Source organism: Phenylobacterium sp. FG114 (assembly GCF_057809855.1).
On sequence record NZ_JBMDKU010000011.1, the window covers coordinates 101638 to 116882 of the forward strand.

At 69.3% G+C, this 15245-nt stretch carries 11 protein-coding genes; 4 read left to right on the forward strand and 7 right to left on the reverse strand.

Going from position 1 to position 15245, the window contains the following annotated elements:
• Positions 1 to 4 precede the first annotated feature (4 nt).
• The gene (locus ACODSY_RS18375) at positions 5 to 1120 is read right to left on the reverse strand and encodes an acyl-CoA dehydrogenase family protein (RefSeq protein WP_488953299.1); all 1116 of its coding nucleotides are present in this window, start codon (positions 1118 to 1120) and stop codon (positions 5 to 7) included.
• 253 nt (positions 1121 to 1373) lie between these two features.
• Positions 1374 to 1550, reverse strand: coding sequence for a hypothetical protein (locus ACODSY_RS18380; protein ID WP_488953300.1), 177 nt, complete (start codon positions 1548 to 1550; stop codon positions 1374 to 1376).
• A gap of 371 nt (positions 1551 to 1921) precedes the next feature.
• Between ACODSY_RS18380 and ACODSY_RS18385 the strand changes: the two genes are divergently transcribed.
• Together ACODSY_RS18385 and ACODSY_RS18390 are read left to right on the forward strand one after the other, a co-directional pair.
• Positions 1922 to 2638 (forward strand): hypothetical protein, encoded by a 717-nt coding sequence (locus tag ACODSY_RS18385; RefSeq protein ID WP_488953301.1) that lies wholly within the window; start codon positions 1922 to 1924, stop codon positions 2636 to 2638.
• A 224-nt stretch (positions 2639 to 2862) separates the two neighbouring features.
• Positions 2863 to 3444, forward strand: coding sequence for a hypothetical protein (locus tag ACODSY_RS18390; protein ID WP_488953302.1), 582 nt, complete (start codon positions 2863 to 2865; stop codon positions 3442 to 3444).
• A 137-nt stretch (positions 3445 to 3581) separates the two neighbouring features.
• Here ACODSY_RS18390 and ACODSY_RS18395 read toward each other — a convergent pair whose 3' ends face one another.
• Positions 3582 to 3845, reverse strand: a complete 264-nt coding sequence (locus ACODSY_RS18395) for a hypothetical protein (protein WP_488953303.1) — start codon at positions 3843 to 3845, stop codon at positions 3582 to 3584.
• 77 nt (positions 3846 to 3922) lie between these two features.
• Between ACODSY_RS18395 and pepN the strand changes: the two genes are divergently transcribed.
• Positions 3923 to 6538, forward strand: a complete 2616-nt coding sequence (gene pepN / locus ACODSY_RS18400) for an aminopeptidase N (protein WP_488953409.1) — start codon at positions 3923 to 3925, stop codon at positions 6536 to 6538.
• Between the two features lie 163 nt (positions 6539 to 6701).
• Positions 6702 to 8498, forward strand: coding sequence for a sensor histidine kinase (locus tag ACODSY_RS18405; RefSeq protein WP_488953304.1), 1797 nt, complete (start codon positions 6702 to 6704; stop codon positions 8496 to 8498).
• A 57-nt stretch (positions 8499 to 8555) separates the two neighbouring features.
• Here the strand turns inward: ACODSY_RS18405 and ACODSY_RS18410 are convergent, their stop codons facing one another.
• From ACODSY_RS18410 to ACODSY_RS18425, 4 genes are read right to left on the reverse strand one after another with little or no spacing between them, the layout of a single operon-like run.
• Positions 8556 to 11444, reverse strand: coding sequence for a bifunctional [glutamine synthetase] adenylyltransferase/[glutamine synthetase]-adenylyl-L-tyrosine phosphorylase (locus ACODSY_RS18410; RefSeq protein ID WP_488953305.1), 2889 nt, complete (start codon positions 11442 to 11444; stop codon positions 8556 to 8558).
• A 9-nt stretch (positions 11445 to 11453) separates the two neighbouring features.
• Complete coding sequence (locus tag ACODSY_RS18415) at positions 11454 to 12854, reverse strand: sensor histidine kinase (RefSeq protein ID WP_488953410.1); 1401 nt, start codon at positions 12852 to 12854, stop codon at positions 11454 to 11456.
• Between the two features lie 18 nt (positions 12855 to 12872).
• Positions 12873 to 13544 (reverse strand): response regulator transcription factor, encoded by a 672-nt coding sequence (locus ACODSY_RS18420; protein WP_488953306.1) that lies wholly within the window; start codon positions 13542 to 13544, stop codon positions 12873 to 12875.
• Between the two features lie 29 nt (positions 13545 to 13573).
• Positions 13574 to 15154 (reverse strand): Do family serine endopeptidase, encoded by a 1581-nt coding sequence (locus tag ACODSY_RS18425; protein WP_488953307.1) that lies wholly within the window; start codon positions 15152 to 15154, stop codon positions 13574 to 13576.
• Positions 15155 to 15245: the final 91 nt, after the last annotated feature.

Sequence of the window (15245 nt, forward strand, 5' to 3'; positions counted from 1 at the left end):
CTCCCTAGGCAGCCATGTTCTTGCGTTCGAGGTGGCTCACCAGCCGCTCCTTCCACACCCGTGGCGCGCCGGCCACGAGGCTGAGCTGCCGCGAACGCCGGTAGTACAGGTGCGCGTCCACCTCCCAGGTGAAGCCGATGCCCCCGTGGGTCTGGATGTTCTCCTTGGCCCCGAACCAGAACGCCTCGCTGGCCGCGATCCGCGCCGCGCTGGCCGCCACCGGCAGCTCGGGCGCATTGGTGTTCAGCGCCCAGGCCCCGTAGTAGGCGTTCGACCGCGCCAGCTCGTTCTTCACGTACATGTCGGCCAGCTTGTGCTTGATCGCCTGGTAGCTCGCGATCACGCGGCCGAACGCATAGCGCTCCAGCGCATAGGCCTTGGCCATCTCCAGGCAGCGGTCGGCCCCGCCGCACTGCTCGAACGCCAGCAGCACCGCCGCCCGGTCGGTCACCTGCTCCAGCAGCGCGAAGCCCTCGCCCGCCCCGCCCAGCCGCTCGGCCGCCGCGCCGCTGAACGTCAGCTTCGCCGCGTCCCGCGTCGGGTCCAGCGTCTGCAGCGCCTCGCGCGTCACGCCGCCGGACAGGTCCACCAGGAACAGCCCCGCCTGGCCGTTCTCCTTCGCCAGCACTAGCGCGTGGGTGGCGATGTCGCCGTCCGTCACCGGCAGCTTCACGCCCGACAGCTTGCCGCCGCTCACCGTCGCCTGCAGCGCCCCCGCTGTCAGCACGCCCGGCCCCTCCGACGTCGCCACGCAGCCGATGACCTCGCCCGCCGCGATCTTCGGCAACAGCGCCGCCTTCTGCGCCTCGGACCCGGCCAGCATCACCGCCTCGGCCAGGAAATAGACCGTCGAGGCGAACGGGATCGGCGCCGCGACGCGCCCCAGCTCCTCGGCGATGGCGCACAGTTCGATATGCCCCAGCCCCAGCCCGCCGTGCGCCTCCGGGATCGCCGCCCCCAGCCATCCCTGCCCGGCCACCGCCGCCCAAAGCTCGGCGTCGTAAGCCTTCGCGTCGTCGTCCAGCACCTTGCGCACCCGGCTCGTCGGGCAGTTGCCCTCCAGGAACTTCCGGGCCTCGTTCTTCAGGAACTTCTGATCGTCCGAAAAGTCGAAATTCATGCCTGCCCCCGCCGGCTCGACCGGTCTGGCGTTTTCCTCAGGCGCCCAGCATTGCGCGCGGAGGCGGGGCTAGGAAAGTGTGACCTCGCGTCATCCGCCGCAGGCCCTCCCCCGCGAAGCGGCGGGAGGGGTAGTGGGTCAGTCTTAGGCCGGCATCGACCCTTTGCGCGGCCAGTGTGAAGCCTGACCAAGGCTCGCCGTCAGAGACGTCGGCCCTGCAGCGTCGGCGGGGCGCATCCCTCCACGAGGGCCTTTAGGCGTGGTGGGCCTCGTACTCGGTCTTGGTGGGCAGCTCGTCGAACGCCGGCTCATGATCCGCCGCGTCGTATTCATCGCGCGGAACGTCCAACTCGGAACCATCTGGATAGCGGACTCGGGCGCTTTCCTGGTTCCCCCAGCCGTCCGTCTCCTTGTAGAGCCCGATTGCCATGCCGCCATCATAGCGGCTCGCTTCGCCAGGCGCGATGCTCGTCAACGGCGGGACATCTCAAACTGGGGCATAGCAGTCTTCACCACGACCACAGCGTCCGTGTTCGGCTTCTGGCTTCTTGTCGGCCGCTAACTATTCCCGGACAAGAGCAAGAAGGGCGGCGACTAAGCCTTCTTCTGATCCTTGGGTTTCAAAGGCGCGTGCGGCTTGTGCGGCGTGTTCACCAGGCGCCCTAGCGTCTCTTGAAAGCGTCGCTGTACGTCGCGCTCATCGATAGGATTTTGCTCAGCCATGAATGACAGACCGTTGCTTGTGCATGGGTTCTACAAGGCCGTTGGGCGCAGAAGCAGACCGCCCGGCTCCGGCAGGTTATGGACGATTACATCAGCGACGGCGGAGCGAAACTTGAAAATCGGTTCGACGAAAAGTCGCGGCTCTACTCGTTGGTCCTCGAAACGGAGCTTCTCCCCCTTGAGGTCGCGATGCTGGCCGGAGACATCGCTCACAACCTTCGCAGCGCCCTGGATGCCGCGATCAGCACCCTGGTGGCAGAAGCACAAGGCGGCACGTTCGATGGCCGAGTGAATTTCCCCGTCTTCGAGAAAGAGGAGCACTTCCACAACAGCTTCAGGGGGAAATCTCCCCACGCCATCATCGCCAAGCTACTTCCGGATCTAGCGGACCTTTTGGCGAACACCATCAAGCCCTGGCTCACCGGCATCGACGGCTCGCGTGGCACCGCCGACCTTGTCGGCCTCAGCCGCCTCGACAACCTGAACAAGCACAACACCATCATCATCGCGACGGGCGCCGTCACGTTCGCGGGGTACGACTTTCATGCCCCCGGCATGTCCCAGCAATCCTGCGCCTTCACGATCTACCCCGGTGATCAGTTACCCATCGGGACAAGCCCAATGCCGATACACACCCAGCCCGGCGTTACCTTCGCGGAACTCAACATCGCCCACGGCCAGCCCTTTGGCGGCTGCGCGCTGTTCGGCCTCCTGGATCACCTGACGGAGCTTACGTTTCGTGTCCTCCATACGCTGGAGGCGCACTTCGGGCGGAGCAAGGCCGCCGAAGGCTGAGCAGTCTGTTGCAGCCCTGTCGGGCATCTCTCTGTCCTCGTCATCGAGGGCAGCTATTCCTTCGTCAAATCAGCGCCAGCCTGTCCTTCGAATCATCGTCTGGGCGGTTTGCTTTGTAAGGTACATAACCACCCCGGAAGGTGAAGAACGCATCCTGAACTTTCTTCCGGTCGACGATGCACGTGCGACCGCTTCTGACGCACAGCCATGTTTCCATCCTCCGCATGGACGTCGTCGACGCGGATCCTGCGGAAGCCATGCTGGCCCAACTGGCCACGATGGACTTCACCCTGGCCAAGCACCTGCACGCCTGCGCCATGAACGCCGACGACCCGGCCGAGATCGTCAACCTGTCGCGGGCCTACCAGCGCATCTCGCGCTCGACCCGCCAGAGCCTGGCCCTGCACGCCCGCTTCAAGCGCGAGCGCGAGCGCGCCGAACGCGAGGCCTCGAAGCCCGCGCCGCCGCCCGGTCCGCCCCCGCCGCCCCGCGACGAGCGCCGCATCCAGGCGCGGCGCGAGGCCGTGCACAAGGCCGTGCGACGGGTCGCCTGGTCGGAATACGAGCGCTGCGACGCCGATGAGGATCTCGAGGATTTCGACATGTTCCTCGACGAGGTCCGCGACGTCCTGGTCAAGGCCGCGCGCCACGACACTTTCGGACTGATCGAACAGGATGGGGACTGGGCCGAGGAGCCCCTCGACGAGCACATCGCGCGCGTCTGCGCCGACTTCGACCTGCCGCGGGACGCCGCCCGCGCTTGGCGCGACCTCCCCGACCCGCCCGCCGACCAGGACTCGTCCTGACCCGGCGCGAAGCGCCTGTTTTTTGAAACCACGAAAGACACGAAAAGCACGAAAATCACCGCGCAGGCTCCGCGCCCGCCGGCGCCCTTTTCGTGTCTTTCGTGCTTTTCGTGGTTGATACGATTGCGCCGAAGCGCCTAGCCGCCGTCCGGCACGAACTCGTGCTCCCGCGTGAACCGGCCCACGGGTCGGCCCCACTCCCACAGCTCCGCAGGCTGCCCCTTGAGCAGTTGCACCCGCGCGCGCACCACCGCGTCGCGGTCGTCTTCGGCCGGAAACGTCTCGCCCACGCGCAGGCGTCCGCCGTCTCCGACGTGATAGATCCGGTAGGTTGGCAGCGCCGTCGATCCCCGATTGAGCCCCTGCGGCCACGATGAATCGCGGATTGTCGATTTGTCCATCGGCGACCCGACACAGGCCGCGCGAATTCGCGGACCACGCCTTGGCGCCGCCGCACTCGGACGCCTAGATGATCGCCATGCGCACAGACACGCCCCAGCCGATCCGGCTCTCCGAGTACCGCCCGCCTGCGTTCCTGGTGGACGACGTCCATCTGACCTTCGAGCTGGCGCCCAACACCACCCGGGTGAAGGCGAAGCTGTCGGTGCGCCGCAACGGCGACCACAAGGACCCGCTGGTGTTCAACGGCGAACGTCTCAAGCCGCTCAGCGTCGCCATCGACGGCCGCACGCTGACCGAAACCGAGCGCACGATCGACGGCGAGTTCCTCACCATCCCGAACGCACCCGACGCCTTCGTCCTGGAGACCGAGGTCGAGATCGACCCGGAGAACAACAAGGCGCTGGAAGGCCTCTACATGTCGGGGGGCCGGTTCTGCACCCAGTGCGAGTCCGAGGGCTTCCGCAAGATCACCTTCTGGCCCGACCGGCCCGACGTGCTGTCGAAGTACACGGTCCGCATCGAGGCCGACCGCAAGTTCCGCCACCTGCTGGCCAACGGGAACCTGGTCGACAAGGGCGAGCTGCCGGGCGGCCGCCACTTCGCCGTCTGGAACGACCCCTTCCCCAAGCCCAGCTACCTCTTCGCCCTGGTCGCCGGCGAGCTCGACGTGCTGGAGGACAAGCTCACCACCATGAGCGGCCGGGTCGTCGACCTGCGCATCTTCGTCGACCCCGGCATGGCGCCCCGCGCCGCCTACGCCATGGACGCGCTGAAGCGTTCGATGAAGTGGGACGAGGAGGCCTACGGCCGCGAGTACGACCTCGACCTGTTCATGATCGTGGCGGTCCGCGACTTCAACTTCGGCGCCATGGAGAACAAGGGCCTCAACGTCTTCAACTCATCGCTGCTGCTGGCCGACCCGGCCACCGCCACCGACGTGGACTACGAGCGCATCGAGGCCGTGGTCGCCCACGAGTACTTCCACAACTGGACCGGCAACCGCATCACCTGCCGCGACTGGTTCCAGCTCTGCCTGAAGGAGGGCCTGACGGTCTTCCGCGAGCAGGGCTTCTGCGAGGACATGCGCGGCAAGGCCGTCGCCCGCATCAAGGCGGTGAAGGCGCTACGCATGCGCCAGTTCGCCGAGGACCAAGGTCCCCTGGCTCACCCCGTCAGGCCATCCGCCTACATGAAGATCGAGAACTTCTACACGGCGACGATCTACGAGAAGGGCTCCGAGGTCATCGGCATGCTCAAGACCCTGATCGGGGCCGAGGCCTTCCGGAAGGGCATGGACCTCTACTTCGACCGCTGGGACGGCCACGCCACCACGGTCGAGGCCTTCATCGAATGCTTCGCCGAGGCCTCGGGCCGCGACCTGTCGGACTTCTTCGCCTGGTACGAACAGGCGGGCACGCCCCGCGTCTCGGTGTCCGGCCGCTATGACGAGGCGGCGAAGTCGCTGGAGCTGACGCTCACCCAGGCCAACCCGCCCACCAACGGCCAGGAGACCAAGCGCCCGGTGCCGATCCCGGTGACCGTGGGCCTGCTGGACTACGAGGGCCGTACGCTGGCCTTCGAGCGCGATGGCCAGGCCGTCGACGAGACCGTGGTCGTGCTGGACAAGCCCGAGCTGAAGGTGACGCTCACCGGCGTCGACAGCCCGCCGGTCGTCTCGGCGCTGCGCGGCTTCTCGGCGCCCGTGGTTCTGAAGACCGACGCCGAGCCCAAGGAACGCTACGTCCAGCTCGCGTCGGACCCCGACCTGTTCAACCGTTGGGAGGCCGGCCAGGACCTCGCCGCCGACCTGATCCTCGGCCGCGCCGCCGGCAAGCCGAACGAGGTGGGCGAGGAGCGCTACGCCGAGGCGGTCGGCCGCGCCCTGGTCGACCAAGCGTCCGACCCCGCGTTCAAGGCCCTGCTGCTGGCCCTGCCCTCCGAGGGCGACCTGGCGCTGCTGAAGAGCCCGGTGGATCCGGCTGCGATCCATGAGGCCCGCGAGGCGTTGCGGCTTCGCCTGGCACTGCACCTGAACGCCGAGTTGCGCCACATCCACACCGGCCTGCAGGACCTGGGCGAATTCTCGCCCGACGCCGCAGGCGCCGGCCGCCGCGCGCTCCGCAACGCCGCCCTGGAGCTGATGGCCGCCAACCCGCGCAGCGAGATCGCCGACATCGCCTACGGCCACTACCGCGCCTCGGTGAACATGACCGACATGATCGGCGGCCTGAACGCCCTGATGCTGATCGGTGGCCCGCTCTACGAGGAGGCGCTGGCCGACTTCTTCGAGCGCTGGAAGTCCGAACCCCTGGTCATCGACAAGTGGTTCGCCGTCCAGGGCCGCGATCCGTCCGAAGAGGCGCTCGGCCGCATCCTCGCACTCACGGCGCATCCGGCCTTCGACGCCAAGAACCCCAACCGTCTCCGCGCGCTGGTCTCCAGCTTCGCCAACTTCAACCCTGTGCGCTTCCACGACCCGTCGGGCGCCGGCTACCGGTTCCTGGCCGACCAGATCATCGCCGTCGACCGCTTCAACCCGATGACCGCCGCGCGCCTCGTGGACCCGCTGGGCGGCTGGAAGCGCCTGCGACCGGAACTGGGCAAGCTGATGCGCGCCGAGCTGGAGCGGATTGTCGCGATCGAGGGCTTGTCGAAGAACGTTTACGAATTGGCCACTCGCGCGCTCGACTGAATGCGGCGATTGCCCGCGATGACCGCGGGCGGCGGATCAGCATATGCTCCCGCTTCGGTTCGGGGACGCGGACCGGCGGGAGACTTAAGGAGCGGCGGCCTTGGCCGGACGCGGGGGGCAAAATCTCGCAGGCGTGACGCCCGAAAGGCGCGGTCGCGGGCGCGTGCCCGGAGCGTCCCGCCACTCGCGCCCGGCCATCCTGACCGCCGTCATCCTGCTGGGGATGCTGGGCGCCGTCGCGGTGGCTCGCATCTGGTGGTTCGCCCCCAGCCGGCTCGAGCTGGTGATCTGGCTGGTCGTCGCCGTGGCCGCCGCCATGACGCTGGGCCTTCTCCTGGTTCAGGAGATGCGGCGCGTCGACCGCGTACAGGCCGCCCGCAACGACAGCGAGCAGCGCTTCCGGATGGCCGTGGAAGCCGCGCGCTGCGGCATCTGGGAGTGGGACCTGGCCACCGACCAGATCTTCATGTCCGAGGTCACCGCCTCCCTGTTCGGCTGGCGCTCGGGCCTGGTCGACGGCCAGCAGGTGCTGGAACGCGTCGCCCCCGGCCACCGCGACGACATGCGCGAGGCGCTGTCCACCGCCGCCATCTACGGCGACTTCGACGTCAGCTTCCGCGTGCCGCCCATCGCCGGCGCCCGGCCCGTCTGGATCGACTTCCGCGGTCGCGGGTTTGGCGAGAGCCCCGAAGGCGGCTTCGCCCGCATCATCGGCGTCGCTCTTGATGTCACCGAGGAACGTTTGGCCCAGGCCCGCGCCCAGTCCGCCGAAAGCCGCCTGCGCGACGCCATCGAAAGCACCTCCGAGGCCTTCGTCCTGTGGGACCGCAACGGCCGCCTCGTGATGTGCAACAAGAACTTCCGCAGCTACTTCCAGCTCGACCCCGAGGTCCTGAAGGCCGGCGTCGGCCGCGAGCAGGTCGAACGCGCCGCCCGCCTCGCCATCCGGCAGGAATACCCGGCCCCCGGCGGTCGGCGCGGCGTGCGCGAGGCCGAGCTGTCGGACGGCCGCTGGGTGCAGATCTCCGAGCGTCCCACGGCCGAGGGCGGTCTCGTGGTCACCGCCGCCGACATCACCGTGCTGAAGACCCAGGAAGAGGCCCGCCGGATCAAGGAGGAAGAGCTCCGCCGCGCGGTCATCAACCTGGAGCAGAGCCAGGAGCAGCTCTCGGAACTGGCCCGCAAGTACGAGGCCGAGAAGATCCGCGCCGAGGGCGCCAGCCAGGCCAAGAGCGAGTTCCTCGCCAATATGAGCCACGAACTGCGCACGCCGCTGAACGCCATCAACGGCTTCTCCGAGATCATGTCAGGCGAGATGTACGGCCCGCTCGGCGACGCCCGCTACCGCGACTACGCCCGCGACATCCTAAGCTCCGGCCAGCACCTGCTGGCGCTGATCAACGACATCCTCGACATGTCGAAGATCGAGGCCGGCAAGATGACCCTGCGCTTCGAGCCGCTGTGCGTGGAGGAGATCGCCGAGGACGCCCTGCGCCTGGTGCGCAACCGCGCCGAGTCGGCGGGCCTGAGCCTGATCCTCGACTTCGTCGACCTGCCCGACGTCGAGGCGGACCATCGCGCCGTGAAGCAGGTCCTGCTGAACCTGCTCTCCAACGCCATCAAGTTCACTCCGCGCGGCGGCCGCGTCACCGTTCGCGGCGAGCGGCGCGACGACGCCCTGGGCGAACGCGTGCGGATCAGCGTGCAGGACACCGGCATCGGCATCTCGCCCCAGGACCTGGAGCGGCTGGCGCGGCCGTTCGAGCAGGTCGAGAGCCAGCATTCAAAGACCACCCAGGGCACCGGCCTGGGCCTGGCGCTCACCAAGTCCCTGGTGGAGATGCACGGCGGCCTGCTGGACCTGAAGAGCGCGCCCGGACAGGGCACGGTCGCCAGCTTCGCCCTGCCGGTCAGTCAGAGCCAGCCGGCCGCCCGGCCCGGAAACGCCGCCGCCGCATAGGACGTCCGAATCTGACGTGGCGCGGCGCCAGGATGCCGCGCGATGCGCCGCCGCCGATCAGCCCTTCACCAGCGCCAGGTAGGCCTTCCGCGCATCGGCCTGCGCCGCGTCCAGCCGCGTCCGCAGCGCCTTCAGCGTCTTCACCCCGCCGGCCCGCGCCAGCAGCGCCTGGAAGGCCTTCGGCTCCTGGGCGGGGTCGGGATTGTCGTCCAGCGCCACCTTGAGCAGCTGGGTCAGGTCCTGCTGCAGCCGCCACGCTTCGCGCAGCGCCGCCAGCGGCTCGGGCGCCGCCAGGCCCGCCGCGCCCAGATCGTCCAGGGCCCTGGCGGTGTTGGGCGACAGAGGTCCGCCGGCGGCGGCGTGTGCGATCTGCAGAAACTGCGCGGCGAACTCGATGTCGACCATCCCGCCGGGCGAGAGCTTGAGGTCCCAGTCGCCCTTCGGCGGCCGCTCGTCCTCCAGGAGCTGGCGCATCTCGCGCACGTCCCTGGCCGTCTTCCGGGCGTCGCGCGGCCGGCGCAGCGCCGCCTCGATGGCGCCCTGCGCGTCGGCCGCGAACGCCTCGGACGTGGCCCACGCCACCCGCGCCCGAGTAAGGGCCAGCAGTTCCCAGGTCTCGGCCTCGCCCTCGTAGTAGTGGCCGAAGGCGGCGAAGCTCACCGCCACCGGCCCCTTGGTGCCCGAGGGGCGGAGCTGCATGTCCACCTCGTAGAGTTGGCCCTCGGCGGTGGGGCTGGAGAGCGCCGCGATAAGCCGCTGTGTGAAGCGGCCGTAGAACGCCGAGGCGTCCCAGCCCTTGATCCCGGACGCCGCCGCCGGATCGTGCGCGCGGTACAGCGTCATCAGGTCGAGGTCGGAGCTGGCGCTCATCTCGCGCGAGCCGCACTTGCCCAGCGCCACCACGGCGACGTCGCCTGGAAAGTCGCCGCCCATCCGGATCGTCTCGGCCAGGGCCGCGGGCGCCAGGGTCTCGATGCAGAGGTCGGCGAGGTCGGCGAAGGCGCGGCCGGCCACCTCGGCGGTGGCCGCGCCGCTCATCACCTGCACGCCGACGCGGAAGGCCTGCTCGCGATGCAGGCGGCGCACCACGTCCATGGCCGCCTCGAACCCGTCGGCCCGCGAAACGGCCCGGCGCATGTCGGCGCGCTCCGTGCCGATCTCGATCGCCTCGAAGAAGTCCGGGTCGAGCATGGCGTCGATCGCCGCGGGGCGGCGCGACAGCGTCGCCGCGAGCTTCGGTGCGAAGGCCAGCACCTGGACGACAAGCTCGAACAGCTTGGGCTGCGCGAGGAACAGCGACTGCAGTTGCACGCCCGTGGAAAGCCCGCCGAAGAAGTCGCAGAAGCGGTTGAACGCGACATCCGAGGCGCCCGTCGCCTGGGCCGCTTCCAGCAGGCGCGGCGCCAGGCGGGTGAACAGCTCCCGGCCGCGCTCGGTGCGGGTCGCCGCGACATGGCCGTGGTGCCACGACCGGATCGTCTGGGAGACCCGCGGCGGGTTCGAGAAGCCCATGCGGGCGATGGTCGCCAGCGTCTCCGGGTCGTCGTCCACGCCGGTGAACACCAGGCTGCCGAACCGCGACGAAAGCTGCTCCTCCTCGGCGAACAGCTCACCATAGCGGGCGTTCACCGCCTTCAGCGTGCGCGTGACCTCGGCGTCGAAGCTGCGCAGCGGCGCATCGCCGGCCAGGGCCGCCACCCGCTTCCGGTCGCCATCGCTCTCGGGAAGCTTGTGGGTCTGCTCGTCCTCCAGCATCTGGATCCGGTGCTCGACGGCTCGCAGCCATCGGTAGGCGGCGGCCATCTCGGCGGCAGTTCCGCGGGTCACATGGCCTGCGTCCGCCAGCGCCTGCAGGGCGTCCAAGGTGCGCGAGCTGCGCAGTTCCGGGTGCCGGCCGCCCAGGATCAGCTGCTGGGTCTGGACGTAGAATTCGATCTCGCGGATGCCGCCGCGGCCCAGTTTCAGGTCTACGCCCTTGGCCGAGACGCGCTCGTCCACCTTGTGGGCATGGATCTGCCGCTTGATCGAATGGATGTCGGCGATGGCGGCGAAGTCGAGGTTCTTGCGCCAGATGTAGGGGATCAGTTCGCCGAGGAACGCCCGGGCGGCCACCACGTCGCCGGCGCAGGGCCGGGCCTTGATGAAAGCCGCCCGCTCCCAGTTTTGGCCGACGGTCTCGTAATACTCCAGGGCCGCAGGCACCGGCACGGCCGGCGGCGTGGAGGAGGGATCGGGCCTCAGCCGCAGATCCATCCGGAAGACGTAGCCATCGCCTGTCTTGGCCTGCATCAGGTCGGAGACCCGGTGGGTCAGTCGCACGGCGAAGGCCTGGACCTCGACGTCGTCGGCCAGGACCTCGGCCAGGGCCTCGGGCTCGAAGAAGACCGAGACGTCGATGTCGCTGGAATAGTTGAGCTCGAAGGCGCCCTGCTTGCCCATGGCGATGCAGAACCAGCCGGGCACGGGCCCCCGCTCGCCCTGCCCCAGCCGCAGCAGGCGCCCGGCGTCCAGCTCGCCGCGGGCCGCCGACCACAGCGCAGCCGTGACCGCCGCGTCGGCGAAACGGGTGAGCGCGCCAGTGACCTGGTCTAGGTCCCAGACGCCGCCCAGGTCGGCCAGGGCGGTCAGCAGGTGCAATTCCTGCTTCAGCAGCCGCAGGGGTTCCGACGCCTGCTCCGGCAGTTGCTCGGCAACGGTTTGCGTGCGGCGCAAGATGTCCGCCAGGCGCGCATCGGGGTCGTCGGCCAGGAGCGCGGCCAGCCGCTCCGGGTTTCGCCGCGCGAGACTCGCCAAGTATGGGGAGGCCCCGAGCACGGGCGCCAGCGCCGGCCAGGCCCGCTCCAGGCCGGGCGTCCAGACCCGGTCGGCCACGATTTCGCGCGCGCGTTCCGCGGCCTTGGAGTCAAGCACGGGGCCGCAGGGCTTGAGAGCGTCGGCGAGGATCATGCGGTGAACCTAGGCCCGCGGCAGGATGAAGGCCACGCGCAGGCCGGGCCCCATTTCGCCCACCTTGCCGGGACCCTCCGACAGTTCCAGCCGTCCGCCGTGCGCCTCCGCCACCGCGGCCACCAGCGAAAGCCCCAGGCCTGCGCCGGGTTGGTTGCGGCTGTTCTCGAGGCGCACGAAGCGCTGAATGACGCGCTCGCGGTCCTCGTCGGGCACGCCGGGTCCGGTGTCGGTGACCGAGAACTCCACCTCGCCCGAGGATCGGCGGCGAACGCGCAGCATGATGGCGCCCCCGGGGGGCGTGTACTTGACCGCGTTGTCGAGGATGTTGGCCAGGGCCTGGGCCAGGAACTCGCGGTTGCCGCGCACGGTCAGGTCCTTCGCCGTTTCGGCGGCGTACTCGATGTCCTTCTCCTCGCAGAAGGGCTCGTACAGCTCGCTGATGTCGGCGGCCAGTTCGGCGGGATCGAACAGGGTGGGGTTCGGCGCCTGGCCGGCGGCCTGCAGGCGGGCGATCGACAGCACCGCGCCGAACGTCTTCAGCACGCCGTCGGTGTCGTCCAGCGCCTGGGCCAGCGCCTCCTCGGCGTTGCCCTTGCCGGCCTCGACGTCGATGTAGGCGGTCTCCAGCCGCGCCCGCAGGCGGGTGAGCGGAGAGCGCAGGTCATGGGCGATGGCGTCGCCGGCGTGCTTGTGGCCCTGCATCGACCGCTCCAGGCGATCCAGCATGTCGTTGACGCCCTGGGCCAGTTCGTCGAACTCGTCGCGGGCGCCGCGCACCCGAGCGCGCACGCCCTGCTCGCCGTTGCGCACCCGCTCCACCACACTGATCAGGTCGACCATGGTGCGCGAGACGTTGCGGCTGACCAGCAGGCCGCCGGCCAGTCCGAGCAGCACCACCAACGCCACCGAGGCCCAAAGGGCCCGGACCACGCGGGCGACATAGGCCTCGTCCTCGCCGGCGTCGGCGCCGACGAACAGGATCTCGCCGCCGTGCAGCTTCTGCTGCAGGCCGCGGGCCGGATGCTTCACCTCGCGGCCCTGGGCGTCGACGTCGGTCACCTGGAACGTCGCCCAGGCCGGCTCGCCGGCGAAATCCTCGACCGGGCTCTCCTCGATGGAGCCCGAGATGCGGCGACCGTCCTTGGTGAGCAGCAGGTAGAGGAACGGCTTCTCGCTGGCCGCCCGCTGGATCAGCGACTGGTTCACCGCGTCGACGCCGGCCCGGTCGTAGACGTCGACCAGCGAACGCATCTCGCGCCGGATCTCCTGGTCGGTGCGCCGCGTCGCCTCACCGGCGGTGGCGACGTAGATGTAGGCCAGGAAGGCGAAGGCCGCGCTGGCGAACAGCAGCACGAAGAGCAGTGTCAGCCGGAACGGGGCCGTCCGGAAGATGCGCGGCATGCGCATGGCCACGCGCTCGGTTCCTTAGGCGTCGAGCCGATAGCCCGCGCCGCGCACGGTCTGCAGCATCGGGCGGTCGAAGCCCTTGTCGATCTTGGACCGCAGGCGGGAGATGTGGACGTCGATCACGTTGGTCTGCGGATCGAAGTGGTAGTGCCAGACCTTCTCCAGCAGCATGGTGCGCGTCACGGACTGTCCGGCGTGGCGCATCATGAACTCCAGCAGCTGGAACTCGCGCGGCTGCAGGTCGATCTCCTTGCCCGAGCGGTGGACCGTGCGGGCGATGAGGTCCATCTCCAGCTCGCCCACCTTGAGCAGGGTCTGCACCGAGCCGGTGTCGCGGCGGCGAGCCAGGGCCTCGATGCGGGCGATCAATTCCGGGAAGGCGTAGGGCTTGACCAGGTAGTCGTCGCCGCCGGCCTGCAGGCCGTCGACGCGATCGCTGACCTCGCCCAGGGCCGAGAGGAACAGAACGGGCGTGCGGTCGCCCTCTCGGCGCAGGGCCTCCACCAGCTGGACGCCGTTCATCTTGGGCATCATCCGGTCGACGACCATGACGTCGAACTCGCCGTCGCGGGCGTGGGCCAGGCCCTCCTCGCCATCGGCCCCGCGCGTGCAGTCGTGGCCGGCCTCGGTGAGGCCGCGCGCCATGGCTTCAGCCGCCTCGAGGTCGTCCTCGACGATCAGGATCCGCATCTGATTCCCATCCCGTTCAGGCTGGGAAACTACCCCGAAACCTTGATCGGCAGGAAGGCGGTGCGGCCATTCCGGTAGACCCCCACCAGCACGCTGGTCCGGCCCGCCTTCTTCGCGGCGTCGACGATGGCGGCCAGGTCGGTCGGCTGGGCCACCGCCCGGCCGTTGGCCAGGGTGATGACGTCGCCGCGGCGCAGGCCCTTCGAGCCGGCGTCAGAGGACTGGTCGACGTTGTCCACGACCGCGCCGCGCACGTCGGCGGGCAGGTTCAGGCGGTTGCGGGCCGGCTCGTCCAGCGGGCTCAGCGACATGCCGAGCACCGGGGCCCGGGCCGCTGGCGCGCCAGGCGCGCCCGGTCGCGCGCCGGGCGCCGCGCCGCTGTTGTCGTTGGCCGCCAGTTCACGTTCGGACGGACGAACGCCCGAGCGGACATTGATCGCCTGGCGCTTGCCGTCGCGGATGACGTCCAGCTTCAGGTTCTCGCCAGCGCGCACGCGGGCCACCTGGCGGGTGAGGTCGGACGAGCTCTTTACGGCCACGCCGTTCACGCCCGTGACCACGTCACCGACCTGCAGGCCCGCGCGGGCCGAGGGGCCGCCGGGCGAGATGTCGGCGACGATGGCGCCCTTCTGGTTCTCGAGGCCCTGGGCCTCCGCCATCTCGCTGGTGAAGTTCTGGATCGTGGCCCCGATGTAGCCGCGCTCGATCTTGCCGCCGTTGATCAGTTGCTTGGTGACGCTCTCGGCCACCTCGGACGGAATGGCGAAGCCGATGCCCACCGAGCCGCCCGACGGCGAGAAGATCGCCGTGTTCACGCCGATGACGCGGCCGTAGACGTCGAACGTCGGCCCGCCCGAGTTGCCTCGGTTGATGGGCGCATCGATCTGGATGTAGTCGACGAAGGTCTCACCGATGTCGCGGCCGTAGGCCGAGACGATGCCGGCGGTGGCCGTGCCGCCCAGGCCGAACGGGTTGCCGACCGTGATGACCCAGTCGCCGACGCGCGGCTTGCCGGCGTTCTCGAAGTTGACGAACGGGAACGGACCGGCGCGGCCCTTCACCTTGATCACCGCCAGGTCGGTGGCCTCGTCGCGGCCCACTACCTCAGCGTCGAGCTCGGTCTCGTCCTTCAGGACGACCTTGATGGTCTCGGCGTTCTCGACCACGTGGTTGTTGGTGACGATGTAGCCGTCGGCCGAGATGAAGAAGCCCGAGCCGGAGGACTGCTGGGTCGGCAGGCGCGGTTGGCCGCGCTCGTTGCGGCCGCCCGGATCGCCGTCGCTTTCGTCGTCGTCACCACCGCCGCGCGGGGTGGGGCCCGGCAGGGCGAAAGGCAGTCCGGGGATCTGGCGCAGCGCGCTGGTGTCGACCCGGCTGGTCACATTGATCGACACGACCGCCGGCGAGACCCGGTCGAAGATGTCGGCGAAAGACATGGGCGCGCCCGGCGGCGGCGCGAAAATGGGAGCGGTCGAGGCTTTGATCAGCCCGCCGTTCGGGAGTTGGGCGTGAGCGGCGGGGAGTTGCATGCCAGCCCCCGCGACCGCGGCGGCCATGACGCCGGCGCCAGCGACAGCGCCCAGGAGGTAACCGGTCTTCTTGGAAGTCATCAGCCTTCGTTTCCCTGCGCGACCCCTGTGGGGATACGGTTCGCGCCCAAACAACCTAGGTCGGATGCACGGAAGTGCAACGCCTCTCAAG

What these genes read in the sequence shown, in the direction of transcription:
- ACODSY_RS18375 (WP_488953299.1), bottom strand. Translation starts at nt 1,120, where the DNA reads ATGAATTTCGACTTTTCGGACGATCAGAAGTTCCTGAAGAACGAGGCC.
- ACODSY_RS18380 (WP_488953300.1), bottom strand. Translation starts at nt 1,550, where the DNA reads ATGGCAATCGGGCTCTACAAGGAGACGGACGGCTGGGGGAACCAGGAA.
- ACODSY_RS18385 (WP_488953301.1), top strand. Translation starts at nt 1,922, where the DNA reads ATGGACGATTACATCAGCGACGGCGGAGCGAAACTTGAAAATCGGTTC.
- ACODSY_RS18390 (WP_488953302.1), top strand. Translation starts at nt 2,863, where the DNA reads ATGGACGTCGTCGACGCGGATCCTGCGGAAGCCATGCTGGCCCAACTG.
- ACODSY_RS18395 (WP_488953303.1), bottom strand. Translation starts at nt 3,845, where the DNA reads ATGGACAAATCGACAATCCGCGATTCATCGTGGCCGCAGGGGCTCAAT.
- pepN (WP_488953409.1), top strand. Translation starts at nt 3,923, where the DNA reads ATGCGCACAGACACGCCCCAGCCGATCCGGCTCTCCGAGTACCGCCCG.
- ACODSY_RS18410 (WP_488953305.1), bottom strand. Translation starts at nt 11,444, where the DNA reads ATGATCCTCGCCGACGCTCTCAAGCCCTGCGGCCCCGTGCTTGACTCC.
- ACODSY_RS18415 (WP_488953410.1), bottom strand. Translation starts at nt 12,854, where the DNA reads ATGCGCATGCCGCGCATCTTCCGGACGGCCCCGTTCCGGCTGACACTG.
- ACODSY_RS18420 (WP_488953306.1), bottom strand. Translation starts at nt 13,544, where the DNA reads ATGCGGATCCTGATCGTCGAGGACGACCTCGAGGCGGCTGAAGCCATG.
- ACODSY_RS18425 (WP_488953307.1), bottom strand. Translation starts at nt 15,154, where the DNA reads ATGACTTCCAAGAAGACCGGTTACCTCCTGGGCGCTGTCGCTGGCGCC.